Origin of the sequence: Collinsella sp. AM40-7AC, assembly GCF_003468125.1 — a bacterium.
GTDB lineage: Bacteria > Actinomycetota > Coriobacteriia > Coriobacteriales > Coriobacteriaceae > Collinsella > Collinsella aerofaciens_O.
In genome coordinates this window covers 24,144-40,133 of record NZ_QSGK01000012.1, presented here as the reverse complement: position 1 = coordinate 40,133, position 15,990 = coordinate 24,144, and the positions used below count along the sequence as shown (strand labels likewise).

The 15,990-nt window shown below is 53.2% G+C and carries 14 protein-coding genes and 1 tRNA gene; all 15 read left to right on the top strand.

The window, feature by feature from the left end; translation table 11 throughout:
* The first annotated feature begins 269 nt into the window (after positions 1-269).
* The 15 genes from DW892_RS09270 to wecB all read left to right on the top strand — a co-directional run bounded on the left by DW892_RS09270 (position 270) and on the right by wecB (position 15,951).
* Positions 270-959, top strand: coding sequence for an HAD family phosphatase (locus DW892_RS09270; RefSeq protein ID WP_117767128.1), 690 nt, complete (start codon positions 270-272; stop codon positions 957-959).
* A gap of 9 nt (positions 960-968) precedes the next feature.
* Positions 969-1,610, top strand: a complete 642-nt coding sequence (locus DW892_RS09265; protein WP_117767126.1) for a thiamine diphosphokinase — start codon at positions 969-971, stop codon at positions 1,608-1,610.
* A gap of 162 nt (positions 1,611-1,772) precedes the next feature.
* Positions 1,773-1,848 (top strand) — tRNA-Ala (locus DW892_RS09260).
* Positions 1,849-2,620: 772 nt separating this feature from the next.
* Positions 2,621-3,172 (top strand): antiterminator LoaP, encoded by a 552-nt coding sequence (loaP, locus tag DW892_RS09255; protein WP_233546905.1) that lies wholly within the window; start codon positions 2,621-2,623, stop codon positions 3,170-3,172.
* Positions 3,173-3,239: 67 nt separating this feature from the next.
* Complete coding sequence (locus DW892_RS09250) at positions 3,240-3,941, top strand: sugar transferase (RefSeq protein ID WP_255415178.1); 702 nt, start codon at positions 3,240-3,242, stop codon at positions 3,939-3,941.
* Complete coding sequence (locus DW892_RS09245; protein WP_117767120.1) at positions 3,942-5,153, top strand: glycosyltransferase family 4 protein; 1,212 nt, start codon at positions 3,942-3,944, stop codon at positions 5,151-5,153.
* Positions 5,153-6,235 (top strand): hypothetical protein, encoded by a 1,083-nt coding sequence (locus DW892_RS09240; protein WP_117767118.1) that lies wholly within the window; start codon positions 5,153-5,155, stop codon positions 6,233-6,235. The genes DW892_RS09245 and DW892_RS09240 overlap by 1 nt, the downstream gene beginning before the upstream one ends.
* A gap of 3 nt (positions 6,236-6,238) precedes the next feature.
* Positions 6,239-7,513 (top strand): hypothetical protein, encoded by a 1,275-nt coding sequence (locus DW892_RS09235; RefSeq protein WP_117767116.1) that lies wholly within the window; start codon positions 6,239-6,241, stop codon positions 7,511-7,513.
* On the top strand, positions 7,510-8,727 hold the full coding sequence (locus DW892_RS09230) for a glycosyltransferase (RefSeq protein WP_158567054.1): 1,218 nt from the start codon (positions 7,510-7,512) through the stop codon (positions 8,725-8,727). The genes DW892_RS09235 and DW892_RS09230 overlap by 4 nt, the downstream gene beginning before the upstream one ends.
* Positions 8,727-9,785, top strand: a complete 1,059-nt coding sequence (locus DW892_RS09225) for a polysaccharide biosynthesis protein (RefSeq protein ID WP_117767112.1) — start codon at positions 8,727-8,729, stop codon at positions 9,783-9,785. The genes DW892_RS09230 and DW892_RS09225 overlap by 1 nt, the downstream gene beginning before the upstream one ends.
* Before the next feature lie 3 nt (positions 9,786-9,788).
* The gene (locus tag DW892_RS09220; protein ID WP_117767110.1) at positions 9,789-10,934 is read left to right on the top strand and encodes a polysaccharide pyruvyl transferase family protein; all 1,146 of its coding nucleotides are present in this window, start codon (positions 9,789-9,791) and stop codon (positions 10,932-10,934) included.
* On the top strand, positions 10,935-12,122 hold the full coding sequence (locus DW892_RS09215; protein WP_117767108.1) for a Coenzyme F420 hydrogenase/dehydrogenase, beta subunit C-terminal domain: 1,188 nt from the start codon (positions 10,935-10,937) through the stop codon (positions 12,120-12,122). It begins immediately after the preceding gene.
* Positions 12,122-13,510: a lipopolysaccharide biosynthesis protein gene (locus DW892_RS09210; RefSeq protein ID WP_117767106.1), complete on the top strand. Its 1,389-nt coding sequence runs from the start codon at positions 12,122-12,124 to the stop codon at positions 13,508-13,510. The genes DW892_RS09215 and DW892_RS09210 overlap by 1 nt, the downstream gene beginning before the upstream one ends.
* A 22-nt stretch (positions 13,511-13,532) precedes the next feature.
* Positions 13,533-14,762: an NAD-dependent epimerase/dehydratase family protein gene (locus DW892_RS09205; RefSeq protein ID WP_187365020.1), complete on the top strand. Its 1,230-nt coding sequence runs from the start codon at positions 13,533-13,535 to the stop codon at positions 14,760-14,762.
* 4 nt (positions 14,763-14,766) lie between these two features.
* Positions 14,767-15,951 (top strand): non-hydrolyzing UDP-N-acetylglucosamine 2-epimerase, encoded by a 1,185-nt coding sequence (gene wecB / locus DW892_RS09200; RefSeq protein WP_117767102.1) that lies wholly within the window; start codon positions 14,767-14,769, stop codon positions 15,949-15,951.
* Positions 15,952-15,990 lie beyond the last annotated feature (39 nt).

The following is a 15,990-nucleotide window of genomic DNA, read 5'->3' as shown; positions in this document are numbered from 1 at the left end:
GGACGGCGATAGTTCTATGATTCGTTCCACCTCGCGTGCTCGGTGGAACTTTCGGCACGAAATACGATAACACCTGTTCGTTACTTTTATGGAGAAAAGTGGATTTGCGGCGGTGTTTAATCGGCGAGCGCCATGTTTAGACCACTAGCAGAATTGCGATGGTAAAACTCTTGACAGTTTTACCAATTAGGGTTTCAAGATTGTTAGTCTGACGTTTGGTAAAACGTTTTTAACAGGATGTTTACCATTTGACATCGAAAGGTTCGTTTATGTCCCAGACCGCTGCTCCCAATGTCGCTTTTATTTTCGATTGCGACGGAACACTGGTTAATAGCACCCCCGTTTGGGCCTATGCCCAGCCCGAGTTATTGCGCCGCCACGGAGTTGACGTAACAGTCGACGATTTTGCCCAGTTTGAGCATTTGTCGCTCGAGGATGAGTGCCAGGCATACCACGACACGTGGGGCATTGGCACGAATGGCGAGGAGCTCTATCGCGAGTTGAGCGACATCTTGATCGATGGGTACTCCAAGGTGCCGCCGCGCGAGGGGCTCTTGGCATTTTTGGAGCAGGCAAAGGCGGCCGGCTTTGCCATGTGCGTCGCCACGTCCACGCCGGCCGAGCTGGTGCAGTCCGCGCTCGCTGGTGCCGGACTCGACGCATACATGGAGTTTGTTACCACGACGGGCGAGGCGGGGCGCTCCAAGCAGTTCCCCGATGTGTACGAGTTGGCGCTGCGCCGCCTGGAGGAGCGTCATGGGTGCAGGTTTGAGCGCGCCTGGGTGTTTGAGGACGCCGTTTTTGGCCTAAAGAGCTCTGGGGTCGCTGGCTTTAAGCGCGTGGGCATCTATGACCCGCACGGCCGCATGAAGCGCGACGAAGTGCGTGGCAACTGCGATATCTTTATCGACAGCTACGTGGACCTAGACCTGGCCCGCGTTCTTGAGTTTGAGGGCTAGGCGAGGGCTGTGGCTTGCAAGGTATTAGTGGTCTGCGGCTCGCCGGAGGTGGCGAGCCCCGAGTTGCTGTGCCACCTGGCGGGGGAGTGCGACCACGTTGTCGCGGTAGACCGCGGACTCGATGCACTGCTGGGCGCGGGGCTTGGCTGCGATGTATATGTAGGAGATGCCGACACGGTGAGCGACGCGGGCCGTGCGTTGGTCGATGCCGCCGAAGCCTTTGAGGTAGAACGCCACGACCCTTACAAGGACTATACCGATCTGGCGCTGGCGCTCGATGCCGTCCGTCGCCGCTGGCAGGGTGCCGAAGTGGTTGCGACTTGCGCTACGGGCGGCCGCCCGGATATGGCCCTGTCTGTGTTAGGGCTATTGGCAGGCTATGCGGACGCCCCCGTCTGGATCGAAGAAGACGAAGTGACGGCCAGAATCCTGCACCAGGACGAGACCTGGACCATCGAGGGCGCCGAGGGCAAAACCTTCTCCATCATCGCCATATCCCCCAACACCGAGGTTAGCGAGCATGGCTTAGAGTGGGAACTAGATCACAGCCCCCTAGCCCTACTAGCCGACACCGGCATCAGCAACATAGTCCGATCCACCGCAGAGATCGAAGTCCACACCGGCACCGCCATCGCTTACCTTTACAAGTAGGGACCATCGCATCAGGGTTTTATCGGGACGGTGGATAGAAATAATCGCTCGAAGAGTGATTATTTCTATCCACCGTCCCAGGAAAACCCGTAAGGCGGAAAATCAATTCAAAATTCCCCCTTGCATCCCCGAAGATCTTCCCCTATAGTACTACCTCGTCACGGGGGCGTAGCTCAGCTGGGAGAGCGCTTGACTGGCAGTCAAGAGGTCAGGGGTTCGATCCCCCTCGTCTCCACCATCGTGAATGCAAAGGCCTTCGGAATTCCGAAGGCCTTTTTTCATGCGAAAACACCACACGCCACTAACCCCACCTACGCCAACAAAATGTTGCACAATTTATTTCCCATGTCTGTACATAGTTTGTTAGACAAACGCAATTACCAGTGCAGCTCGACGTTCCATTTGTGCTTCAGGAGCATCCCTAACCACCGCTCGCACCCTAATAACCAGCAGCAACGTGAACAACATCCCAAAACAACCCCCTTAAGCACGTCAAATGAACGATATGTTGTCCAACACAACCCAAATCAGTTTCGCTATCAGCTTGTGCTAGGATACTTAGCGTTACATGAGTTCAACTGTGCTCACGGCTTCAGCAAGCCATAAAGCGCAGGGTCGATCAGCATCCGGCCGTAACGGCGGTGCCAGAAACACCACGAGCTCCAATAAAGAAGTCATGCGACCTAAATTGTTTGCATTAAGTTATGTCTAAGGTGTAAATGAGTAGTTGTTTGCGTGTCAATGCGTAGCAGTCCTGCAGCTGTTTGCGTGCGGTCCAGTTTTGTACCCGCTTGACTGGCTCGCACGAAGCCAGCTGGGGTCGCGGTCATTTTTGCGATACACGTCCGCGACTCTAGCAGCTGCACTTATACATACCGCTCACGGTGGGGCAGAGCCACGTGCTTGTCTAACTGGGCTCAGGGTTTGAATATGGAGCGCCTTCGCGCACAAGCGCCCTGGCGAAGCCATACCCAAACCCCGTGAGCCACACGTAAGACAGCAAGGGGGTGGTGCTCGTGTGGTATGTGATCCAGGTCATTAACGGTCGCGAAGACGTAATGCGCGAGCGCATCGAGCGCGTGGTGCCGGCGAGTGCCATGCAAGAGCTCTTTTATCCCCAATATCAAACCGAGATTAAGATACACGGCGAATGGGTCAATACGACCAAGCCACTCTTTCCCGGTTACCTTATCTGCGACACGGCAGATCCCCGCACCGTGCAACAGTATCTGCTGCGCATGGACGACTTTGCCCGGGTGTTATCCCAGGACGGTCAGTTTGTGCCGCTGGCAAAAGAAGAGACCCAGCTCATTGGCAGTTTTACCAATAGAGGAGACCGCGTAGTGCCCATGAGCGAGGCCTTAAAAGACGGCGACCAGGTCGTAGTGACGGCAGGTCCACTGTTGGGCCACGAAGGCCTTATCAAAACCATTAACAGACGCAAGAGCACTGCCTATTTGGAGCTCGACCTGTGTGGCCGACGCGTAACTACGCGCGTTGGCCTCGCGGTGCTTTCAAACGAGCAGCGCGTCATGCGAAACCTTAAAAAGGCGATTGCCTAGCTGCTGGCGACTGCTTAACGGGACAGGGAGGATCCCCGGGGGCGGGGACGTAGGTTTGAAGGAAATTGTGATAGATAAAACGGAATATAGCGGTGCCGCAGCTGTTGGAGCTAAGCCAGCTACTTTAGTAATTAAGCCGAGCGGTACATTGGCTTATCGATTTGTTAAGCGACTTTTCGATTTTGTATTTAGCCTTTGCGTGAGTGTTGTGCTCTTCATTCCCATTGTGGTCGTGTGTGCGTTCATCTGTCTTGAGTCCTCTGGCAGCCCTGTTTACTCGCAGGAGCGTGTTGGCAAGGGCGGTAAGACCATCAAGATCCTTAAGCTTCGCAGCATGGTTGCGGATGCCGGCAACGTCCAGAAGTATCTGAGTCCTGAGCAGCTGCATCAGTGGGAAGTCGAGCGCAAGGTCGACGATGATCCCCGTATTACCAAAGTCGGGCAGTTCATCCGCAAGTGCTCCATTGATGAGATGCCGCAGTTCCTGAACGTGCTGAACGGCGACCTTTCCGTCATCGGTCCGCGTCCCATAACAAGAGACGAACTTGAACAGCACTTTTCCGATGAGGAAAAGGCTGAGCTGCTCTCTGTCCAGCCCGGTATTACGGGCCTGTGGCAGGCGACTGACCGCAATGCCGCGACGTTCGAGAGCGGTTTGCGACAGAAGATTGAACTCCGCTACGTGCGCAATCGCTGTTTCCGCATGGACTGGAAATGCTTTACCGGCACCTTTGGTGCCATGTTCGGTAAAAATAAAACGGGGAAGTAAATGAATATTTTATATATCACCATGGATGGCTTCGACACCGCGAGTCCCAATAACCAGATGGCAGAGCAGCTCATTGACGGTTTTTTAAAATTGGGTAACCGCGTTCACCTTATTCAGAGCGAACGGAAGCACACCTATGATGTGCTTCCGGGGACGCTCGTAGGACGCGATGGGCTGACCGTGGACACGCTGTCACGCAAAGTCATTGACAAGAGCAACTTCGTTGTGCGTTATCTGGATGAAGCGAAGTACGCCTTCCAAATGATTTCTTATGCGATTAAACGCCGCGATTTTGATGTGGTGTTTCTCCAGTCTTGTCCCACGGTGTTTTTCCAAGAGGTGCTTCTCAAACTGTTTGTGCGCAAGCCTGTGCTCTACAACGTCTACGACGTGTGGCCGGGTCAGACAAAGAGCCTGAACATTAATAAAATGGTTTACGCTGGTATGGACCTGCTCTCTCGGGCTGTATACCGTATGTCGTCGGCGGTTGTGGTGCTCTCCGAGGACATGGTGGAGGCATGCGCCGATGCGGGCTGTCCTCGCCCCAGGCTGCATATCGTTCCACCCTGGTTTGATGACCGTAGAAACTACGACATACCCTGGGAGAAGAATCGCTTCGTCAAGAAATTCGATATCTCCCACGACAAGTTCTACGTTCAGTTTGCTGGCAGCGTTGGACTGCAGTTCAATTGGAAGACAATGTTCGAGGTGGCTAAGCTTTTGCGTGACGAGCCCGACATCGTGGTGCAAATCATCGGTGACGGCTGCGTGAAGAAGGATTTCATGGACGCTGTGGACGCCGAGGGCCTTACTAACGTTGCGTTCTACCCACTGCAACCCGTCGATATGGTGCCTGATGTGTACTCCACTGGCGATGTGTGCTTAATTCCCCTGCGTCGTGAGGTCATCTACACGGGTACTCCATCCAAGATGCCCATCCTTCTCGCTTGCGGCAAGGCAATCGTGAGCTCTGTAGAAAAAGACTCGCTCTACGCTGCCATGGTAGAGCGCGAGGATTTGGGCGTTTGCGTTGAGATTGATAACGCCGAGGAGTTGGCCACGGCCATACGAACGCTCCATGGTGACCCTGAGCGCCTGACGCGCCTATGCGAGCACGGAAGAGCGTACGCACGTGAAAACCTTTCGCGCACTGTGTGTGTGAAGAGAATGGAACAGGTGCTCGAGGGTATCCGCAGGGGCGGTGAAGCCTAATGAAGGTACTCTTACTTGGTTTTGTTCGTATAGCCCATATGCCCTATATGTACGACTACGTTCGTCTACTCGGCGGCTCGAATGAGCTTCATTTGGTCAGTTGGAACCGCAACGGGCGCCCCGATGCGCCCGTACCGAAAGGTATTTCCAAGTCTTTTGTGTTCGGCGATCACGTGGAGGATGCCGACCCTATTCAGAAGAAGCTTCCGCACTTCGCGCGATTTCGAAAGTTCGCCTTGGGCGTCATTGACTCCGAGGGCTATGACCGGATTGTGGTACTGCATTCGACGCCAGGTATTACGATTCTCGATCGCTTGAAGGGGGACTTTCGCGGCAGGTATATCCTCGACTACCGCGATGTTAGCCATGAGAGTTTAGGATTTTATCGGAAGCTCATTCTTCTATTGTCACGGAATGCTGGCCTTGTGCTGGCGAGCTCTCCGGCATTCTTCAGGTATCTCGACAACGCTTCCGGCGTGATGCTTAAGCACAACCTGCTGGCCTCCGAGTGCCCTCCGAGGACGAAAGAGTTCTCGGAGGGCACGCCCATCCGCGTACGGTACTGGGGCATGATTCGTCATGAGCGAGCCAATATTGCCATGATTGATGCCTTGGGTGGCGACGAGCGCTTCGAACTGCACTACAACGGCCGAGAGGAAGAGGTCGCCGAGCGCCTTAAGGCTCATGTTGCGGAGCACGGTTTCCACAACGTTTACTTCCATGGTGCCTATTATGCTGAGGAGCGCGCTTACTTCGCTGCCGAGACGGACATCGTGCACAACGTCTATGAGAATGACTCCGTGATGGTTGGGGCCATGAGCAACAAGTATTATGACGCCGTTCAGTACGGCATCCCGCAGGTGTGTACTCAGGGGTCCATTATGGGCGATGAGGTGAAAACCAAAGGCCTTGGTTTGGCGGTTGACTACGAAGCAAAAGGCCTTGCGGACGCAATTTACGAATACTATTGCGGACTGGACCGCGCCGTACTTGACAAGGCCTGTGCTGACGAGCTTGCCTCCGTGCGCGCCGATAACAACGCGGCCGATGCTGCTATCCGAGCTTTCTTCGGGATGGAGTAGTAGATGGTCGGAATCAACTCAGTTGCCTGTTCGCGGATAAAGGCTCCAGTCGCGATAACGACAGCCTCGTTCGCAAACAAGTGTTTCAGCGTACTAGTTATTCTTTTGCCCTTTTTACAACAGTATATCGGCGTGGGCAACGTGGTTTCGCTCGGTGAAATATTAGTTGCCCCCTTCATCCTTGGTTTTCTTATTGCTGACGGGAAAATTATTGGCACTTTGGTTGATCGTTCCCTATTTTTCTTCTACCTAGTCTCGATTGGGTTAAGTGTCATCGGCGGTTTCACTTTCGATTACTTTTCTTTCGGCGAGTTTTGGACACTCGTTGCGAGGCTAGTTTTTTACGCAGGTTTAATATTGGTTGCGCGGAGACATTTCTCCTGGGACGCCGTTCGAGACCTTTATCTGCTACTCGTCACTGTTGCCGCGCTATACCTGGTTATCCAGTATGTTTACCATCTTGCGAGCGGCGGCTATCTCCCCATTGTCATATCTGACAGCCTAGTCTTCTCACCTGAGAAGACCTTTGACACTTGGACCGACAAGTACCAATGGTATTTCAGGCCGTCCTCGCTCTTCCTCGAACCCAGCTATTATTCACTTTTCACCTTGCCGGCTTTGGTTATATTTGCCATAGGGGAGAAGGATAAATCACTTCCTAGATTTGTTTTGCTGGTGGTCACTTATGCTCTCAGCTCAGCAAACTCAGGTTTGCTTGCCTCAATCCTGGTATTGATCTTTTTCCTTGTTTTTAAGAAGAAGACACAACTTGACTTTCTTGTTGCATCGTTAATGCTTCTCGTTGCTGTTCTGTACCTTCCGTTTCATAATGTCGACTGGATAACCGCGGCGGGCGAGAGGCTTGCTGCCGGAGGCTCGTTGGATAATAGAGTTATCCGCGGATTCATATGCTTTGGATTTCTCGACTCCTTTCATCAGGTTGTTGGAGTTGGTCTTAACAACCTTGGTTCTTATATGAGCTACAACGCGCTGTCCACCGGGTTTGACAGCGACGGCCTAAATTACTGTGCGACATGGATTCAGACGCTCAATTATTCTGGAATTATTGGATTCTGCGCCCTTGTTTTTTATGTTGGATCCTTGTTTAAGCAATGTAATGGACGTATGTCCCGAGCCCTGTGCATAGTCTTGATCGTTGTTATGGCATATGAATCAATTCTCTTTTCCTACAGATTTGCTTTCATGGTCATCCTCCTCGAGGGATTCATTCGCAGCGAAAAAGCTGCCGCTGAATGCGAAGCCGAGGTGCAGCAATGAAAATTGTCATCGCTGCACTTCAGCGGTTGAGCGCCAACGGGATATGTGCACAGGCCGTTGTCTCGGAGCTAGTGCGACGCGGGCACGAGGTCGTTTGGGTTTGTAACCATGAGTTTGAATCACACGACCGACAGGATGGGGTAGAGTTTCGCGAGATCGATCCCCGCTGGGTCGACGTAGCACTTGCGAGACATCCCGGTCGTTCGGCTGCCCATACTGCTATCGTCGCGGCCAACCGTTTCGGAATGCTGCGCTCTTTGGGCACGTGGCCCCTTGTGTCAAAAGGCTATTCTCGACGCGTGACCAGGGCAGTTTGCGAGGCTTGCGTCGGCGCCGACATCGTGGTGGGGGCATACACTCAAATCGACGCTCTCATCGCTGCGCATGAGGCCAAATCCCGGAACCCACGGCTTCACTACATTGCTTGGTTCCTGGACAGCTTTGTGGGCGGTTATGGCCCGCGCTTTTTATCTGCAAAACAACTTGAGGAGCGAGGCAAACGTTGGGATCGCGAGTTGCTCGACAATGCCGATGTTGTCGTGTCTATGGAGTCAGCCCGCTGTTTCCATATGGATCGATGTGTTAACGAACCATGGTTCGAAAAAATGCGCTTCTTAGATCTCCCCTTGCTCGACCTTCATAGGATGGTCGATTGTTCCGACGATCCTGGTACTCCCAAAGGAGTAAAGACTATCGTCTATGCGGGTTCTCTTCCCAAGGGGATTCGCTCACCTCGCTTCTTCCTGAACGTGCTTTCCTGCATGCCGGAGGAACCGCTGCGAGTTGTGTTCGTCGGTGATGCAGCCAATGACGATCTCAATGCGGCAGCTTCGAGTGACCGACGCATTGAGATTCGGGGGCGTCTTTCGCACGGCGATGCCGTGGCGCTTTTGCGTTCGGCAGATTTCGTACTCACCCTCGGAAATCGCCTAGACAACATGACACCCTCGAAAGTGTTCGAGCTCATGGCCTTGCGCAAACCCATATTGGCTACTTATCCCATAGATGACGAGCCAAGCATGCCGTACTTGAAGCGTTACGGCGACGTGCTGCTATTGGATGAAAGGAGTGATGCCTCTGAGGCGGCGACAAAGCTTCGCGACTTCCTCCGTATGTCTCATGAACCGCCTACGGTGGAAGAGCTTGAGAAAAACTTCTGGAACAACACGCCGTCGGCGTTTTGTGACCTTATCGAGTTATTAGGAGATAAATAATGAAATCAAGCACTGCATTTAAAGACAAGACCCTCATGATCACGGGTGGCACCGGCTCGTTCGGCAACACCGTGCTCAAGCACTTCATGAACACCGACCTGGCCGAGATCCGCATCTTCTCCCGCGATGAGAAGAAGCAGGACGACATGCGCCACCGCCTGCAGGAGAGGTCGCCCGAGCTCGCCTCCAAGGTGCGCTTCTTCATCGGCGACGTCCGCAACGCCCAGAGCGTGCGCGACGCCATGCACGGCGTGGACTACATCTTCCACGCCGCCGCCCTCAAGCAGGTGCCCTCCTGCGAGTTCTTCCCCATGGAGGCCGTCCGCACCAACGTCATCGGCACGGACAACGTGCTGCACGCAGCGATTGAGGAGGGCGTCGACCGCGTCGTGTGCCTGTCCACCGACAAGGCCGCATACCCCATCAACGCCATGGGCAAGTCCAAGGCCATGATGGAGTCCATAATCTACGCCAACGCCCGCAACGGCGCCGGCCGCACCACCATCTGCTGCACCCGCTACGGCAACGTCATGTGCTCGCGCGGCAGCGTCATCCCGCTGTTCATCGACCGCATCCGCAAGGGCGAGCCGCTGACGGTCACCGACCCCAACATGACCCGCTTCCTCATGAACCTGGACGAGGCGGTGGACCTGGTGCAGTTCGCCTTCGAGCACGCCAACCCCGGCGACCTGTTCATCCAGAAGGCGCCGGCGTCCACCATCGGCGACCTCGCCGAGGCCGTCCAGGAGGTCTTCGGCCGCGTGGGCACCCAGGTGATCGGCACCCGCCACGGCGAGAAGCTCTTCGAGACCCTCATGACCCGCGAGGAGCGACTGAGGTCCGAGGACATGGGCGGCTACTACCGCGTGGCCTGCGACTCGCGCGACCTGAACTACGACAAGTTCGTCGTGGACGGCGAGGTGGAGACCCAGGCCGACGAGTCCTACACCTCCCACAACACCGAGAGACTCGACGTGGAGGGCACCATCGCCAAGATCAAGACGGCCGAGTACGTGCAGCTGGCACTCGAGGGCCGCGAGCACGAGGCGGTGCAGTAGACAGTGGCTAAAATTGGAATCTTAACTTCAACTCCGTCGTTTAATGACAATTATGGAGCTATTTTGCAGGCATATGCCCTGCAGCGCTGGTTAATTCTTGAGGGACATGAACCCAGCGATATTCTTTATCATGGGGATAATGAACCTATGTTAAATAAAAAGATGAGTCCGGTCGTTCGTTTTAAGGGTATTTTCTTTTCAGGGAACACCTTCCGACAGGCGCTCGGAACTGTTTTAACAAAAAAGGTTCGTCAAGCCCGTAGTAGGTATTTTCAGAAGTTTCAGAATGCTCACCTCGTAATATCAAACGAAACTTATGATTTTGCAGCATTAAAAAAATCTGTCGATGATTTTGATTGTTATATTTGTGGAAGCGACCAGGTATGGAACCCAAGAGTCCATGGAGGAGTCAATGACCCTGGTTATTTCTTGCAATTTGCTGTTGGCGAGCGTCTCACGATAGCATATGCTCCAAGCTTTGGTGTTTCCGTTCTTCCCGATGCGTGCTACGACAATCTTGCAGAGTTTGTTGCCGGGATTGATTATGTTTCCGTACGCGAGGATTCCGGCGCTAAGCTACTTGCCGATGCTGGAGTTAAAGCTCCGGTAGTCGTTGATCCGACTATGCTTCTTACCGATAAAGACTACGATAAGATTGCAATTCGACCTGACTGGCTTCCGGAACGTTACATAGCGGTATACAAATTTGGAGAGCGTAACGAATTCGATTCAAAAATCAAGGATACTGCCAATAAGCTTGGTCTTCCTATTATTAATATACCTGCATCCGTTGACTCCTCTTTCAAAACGCGTTGGGATATTGGCCCGTCAGAATTTATTGCAATTATTCGCGATGCTGATTTAGTCTGTACCGATTCCTTCCATGCCACGGTATTTTCGACGTTATACAAAACGCCATGTATTGTTTTTCCACGAGATGCTATCGGCTCCAAAAAATCGATGAATTCAAGAATGGAAGGCTTGCTTGATCGTCTTGGAATGAGCTGCAGGTACGTAGCTTCATCTTCAGAATGGGATCGGGCCCTTGCAATGAAAATTGATTATTCAGAAACTCATAATAGGCTTGCCGCATGGCGTTCCGATAGCGAAAAATATTTGATTTCAGCTCTTTCAGGAATCGGCGAATAGATGGCAGGTAATGAGTCAGTGACTATCGAGGACATCGATGGGATTTCCTCCTTATGCACAGGATGTGGAGCATGTGCCGCTGCGTGTCCGACGGGTTCAATTTGTATGACAACCGATAGGGAAGGCTTTTCTTACCCCCGCGTAGATAATAATCAGTGCATTGCCTGTCACAAGTGTCTCAATGTCTGTCAGGCGTCTCGGGATAGTGCCAAACATAACCCGATTGAAATCGAAGCGCTATATGCCTCCCGAAAAGACGAAAGAGCCGCTGGATCATCTGGCGGAATCATGGGTCTACTAGCCAAGCGAGTTTTAGAGTCAAATGGTGTAGTGTTCGGAGCGGTTTTCGATGCGGAGGGCCATAGGGTTATACATGCATCTACGGAAACGCATTCCTTGGAGAAAATCCTACGTTCTAAGTATGTCCAAAGTGAGGCGTGGCCAACTTATGCTCGTGTAAAACAGCATCTATGTTCTGGTGAACAGGTCCTGTTTTGCGGCACGCCTTGTCAAGTTATCGGACTAAACCGGTATCTTGGAAAACAGTACTCCAATTTACTGACAGTTGATTTCTTCTGTCACGGTGTTCCTTCGCCCGGTTTTTTTGCTGATTACGCTCGTCTAGTCGAAAGTCAAAAGGGGAGCCGTTTGACTGATGTGACCTTTCGCGAGAAAAGTCACGGTTGGAGAGAGCAGCACATGCGTTGGTACTTTTCAGATGGATCGAATATAGAAGAACCTTCCCTCGATAATTGCCATTACTTCTTCTTCTTTTTGGGCAATTATTCCTTAAGAAAATCATGTTATACGTGTGAGCTGTATAAACGTCATGAAGCAGATATAACACTGGCAGATTATTGGCTAATTGACCCCGCGTTTGATGACGATCTTGGCACCTCTCTTGTTCTTGCAAATACGGAAAATGGATTAACCTTTCTGAAGGATATCAAGAAAGACACTATTGAGGTCCCTGTTGACAATTTCGACTTCGAAATTTATCGACATAGCTACTGCCCTAATAAACGCGCTAACTATTTTGATTGTTACGTAAATGAAGGTATTGAAGCAACATGCGGTTCTTATTTCGATAATGAGCATCGCGTATGGTGTATTAGAAACAGATGCGGCGCAATTAAAAACGCTTTTGTGTCAAAAATCAAAAACTGCATAGGGGCATTTACAAGATAATGGGCAGTAAAAAAAGCTTTATTAAGAACTCATTGCTGTTTATGCTTGGTTCTGGATTATCAAAAGCACTCGGCATCATTATGTTGCCGTTATACACTTCTCAAATTCCAACAGAAGATTACGGTGCTTACGATATTTCGCTTACTCTTATCACAATTGTAAGTTCGATTGCATACTTCGAACTTTGGTCTGCCGTCTTACGTTTTATGTATGATCGCTCAGACAGAAATAGTAAGGCAACAGTTGTTCGATCTGGTCTATATCTGTTACTATGCGCGACGGTAGTATTTGTAATACTTGGAGTGGTATTGTGCTCATCCCTTTCTCTGGGTCATCCGGTATGGTTGATGAGTTATGGAGTTGCAATATCTACGTCAACGTTTTTTTGTTTTGTAGCAAGGGGCTATGGAAAGAACGCTGAGTTTACGTTATCTGGTATTTTGAGCAGTGTTGTAATTGCAGTTACAAATATTGGTCTGATTCTTTTACTCCATTTTGACTATTCCGCTCTGTATATCAGTTATGTAATAGGCTCAATAGTTCAGTGTGTTTATCTTGGCTGGACTATTGGTATTGGCGAGATAGTCAAGTCGTCAGAAAAGGATAACGAACTAACAAAAAGCCTATTGCGTTTTGCTGCGCCCTTATGCTTGAACACGGCTTCTTATTGGCTATTATCAAGCGCTTCTCGACTTGTTTTCAACTATATGAGCGGAAATGCTGCAAGCGGCGTGTTCTCTGTTGGAAATAAATTTGGCCAGGTCATAGTTCTTGCAACAACGTGTTTTACATATGCATGGCAAGACCTTTCATTCTCAGAAAGCTCTAAAGGGGCAGACTCTCTTTTTTATACACGTGCATGCCGTACGTATCTGACTTTCTTATCGGCCGCCTTTGCTCTTCTGCTCCCCATGCTCAGGTGTGCCTTTCCACTTTTCGTCAGGGGTTCCTATGGCGATGCAATCGATATAGTCCCGCTTGCCCTTGTCGTTGCTTTAATTAGTGGATACTCTGGCTTTGTTGGCAACGTTTTTTATGCTATCAAAAAAACAAAGACAATTACCGTTTCAACGGTAATTGCAGGTTTAGTCGCTGTAGGCTTTTCGCCTTTATTTATCAATATTTTAGGCGCAAATGGAGTAAATGTTGCCGTTCTTCTCGGGTTTATTGTAAATCTTGCAGTTAGAGCGTTCGTACTAAACCGAGAAATCGGCTTTAAGCTCTGTTATAAAATCGTGATACCGTGCTCGTTGTGGATAGCGCTTTCTTGTGTTGCGTTTTGGTATGGACTGCTGTGGTCAACAATTTCTTTGATATGCAGTATTTTCATTGCCTGTTACCTATTTAAAGACGAAGTATCGTCATTATTTCATCTACAAAATAAGTGACCAATTTGCCTAGATTTTTGGAATGGAATTAATCTTGAAAGTACTAATCACTGGATCGAAGGGGTTCGTGGGTAGGAACCTCTGCTGTGCGCTGAAGAACATAAGGGACGGCAAGGACCGTCGCGAGAAGTATGCGAGCCTGCTGCCCCTCGAGGTCATGGAGTACGACGTCGACTCGACGCCCGCTGAGCTGGAGGACTACTGCTCCCGCGCCGACTTCGTCTTCAACCTGGCCGGCGTCAACCGCCCCAAGGACCAGGCGGAGTTCATGGAGGGCAACTTCGGGTTCGCCTCCACGCTGCTGGACACCTTGGAGCGCCACGGGAATAAATGCCCCGTCATGCTCTCCAGCTCCGCGCAGGCGAGCCTGTCGGGCCGCTTCGAGGGCTCGGTCTACGGCGAGTCCAAGCTCGCGGGGGAGGGCCTGTTCCGCGAGTATTCCGAGCGCACGGGCGCCCCGGTACTCATCTACCGCTTCCCCAACCTCTACGGCAAGTGGTGCCGCCCGCGCTACAACTCCGCCGTGGCGACCTTCTGCGACGCCATCGCCAACGGCCGCCCCTACACCGTGAACGACCCCTCGGTGGAGCTCGAGCTCCTCTACATCGACGACCTGGTCGACGAGATGCTGGGCGCCCTGCTGGGGCGTGAGCACCGCTGCGGATACGAGGGGCTCGAGCGCATCGAGGGAGATCAGTTCTGCTACGTCCCAGAAACCGACGTGAAGACGCTGGGCGAGATCGTCTACCTGCTGGACAGTTTCCGAGACAGCCGCGAGACGCTCTCGGTGCCCGACCTGACCGAGGGCTCCTTCTCCAAGAAGCTCTGGAGCACGTTCCTGTCCTACTACGAGCCGGGGCACTTCGCCTACGGACTCAAGCCTAACGTGGACGTGCGCGGCTCGTTCACCGAGTTCCTGCGCACGCCGGAGCGCGGCCAGGTCTCCATCAACGTCTCGAGGCCCGGTATCACCAAGGGCAACCACTGGCACATGAGCAAGTGGGAGAGGTTCCTGGTGGTCTCCGGCACCGCCTCCATCAAGCTCAGGAAGGTGGGGGAGGACTCCGATGGAAACCCGTTCCCCGTCGACGAGTACACCGTCTCGGGTTCGGACATGCGCGCCGTGGAGATGGTCCCCGGCTACACGCACTCCATCACCAACCTGTCCGACACCGAGGACCTCGTGACGGTCATGTGGGCCAACGAGCCCTTCGACCCCGAGAATCCCGACACCTACTACGAGGAGGTCTAGCCGCATGGGCAAGGACTATTCCGATATCGCATTCGAGGACGACGGCCGCCTGAAGCTGCTCATTATCGTGGGCACCCGCCCCGAGGTCATCCGCCTGTCCGAGGTCATCAAGAAGTGCCGCCGCCACTTCGACTGCCTGCTGGCGCACACCGGTCAGAACTACGACTACACGCTCAACGGCATCTTCTTCCGCGACCTGGAGCTCGCCGACCCCGACGTCTACCTGGACGCCGTGGGCGCCGACCTCGGCGAGACCGTGGGCAACATCATCGCCGCGAGCTACAGGCTCATGGTCCAGGTCCAGCCCGACGCCCTTCTGATCCTGGGCGACACTAACAGCTGCCTGTCCGCCATCGCGGCCAAGCGCCTGCACATCCCCATCTTCCACATGGAGGCGGGCAACCGCTGCAAGGACGAGTGCCTGCCCGAGGAGACCAACCGCCGCATCGTCGACGTGATCTCCGACGTCAACCTGGCCTACTCCGAGCACGCCCGCCGCTACCTGAAGGACACCGGCTGCGCCCCCGAGCGCACCTACGTCACCGGGTCGCCCATGGCAGAGGTCCTGCGCGCCAACCTGGAGAAGATCGAGGCGTCGGACGTCCTGACCGAGCTCGGGCTGGAGCCGAAGAAGTACATGCTGCTGTCCGCCCACCGCGAGGAGAACATCGACACCGAGGTCAACTTCACGAGCCTGTTCACCGCCATTAACGCGCTGGCCGAGAGGTACGACATGCCGATCCTGTACTCCTGTCACCCGCGCTCCCGCAAGCGCCTGGAGGCCACCGGCTTTCAGCTCGACCCCCGCGTCCGCATGCACGAGCCCATGGGCTTCCACGACTACAACTGCCTGCAGATGAACGCCTTCGCCGTGGTGTCTGACTCCGGTACCCTGCCCGAGGAGTCCAGCTTCTTCGCGAGCGTCGGGCATCCGTTCCCGGCGGTGTGCATCCGCACCTCCACCGAGCGCCCCGAGGCCCTGGACAAGGCGTGCTTCACGCTGGCCGGCATCAGCGAGCGCGGCCTGCTCCAGGCCGTCCGCACCGCCGTCGAGCTCGATGCGGAGGGGTCGCTGCCCGAGGCTCCCGTCCCCGACTACGCCGACGAGACCGTGTCCACCAAGGTGGTCAAGATCATCCAGAGCTACACCGGCGTCGTGGACAAGATGGTGTGGAGGAAGAGCCTCTAGCCTCATTACTAATGGATAGCCATTTTAAATATTGCCAAT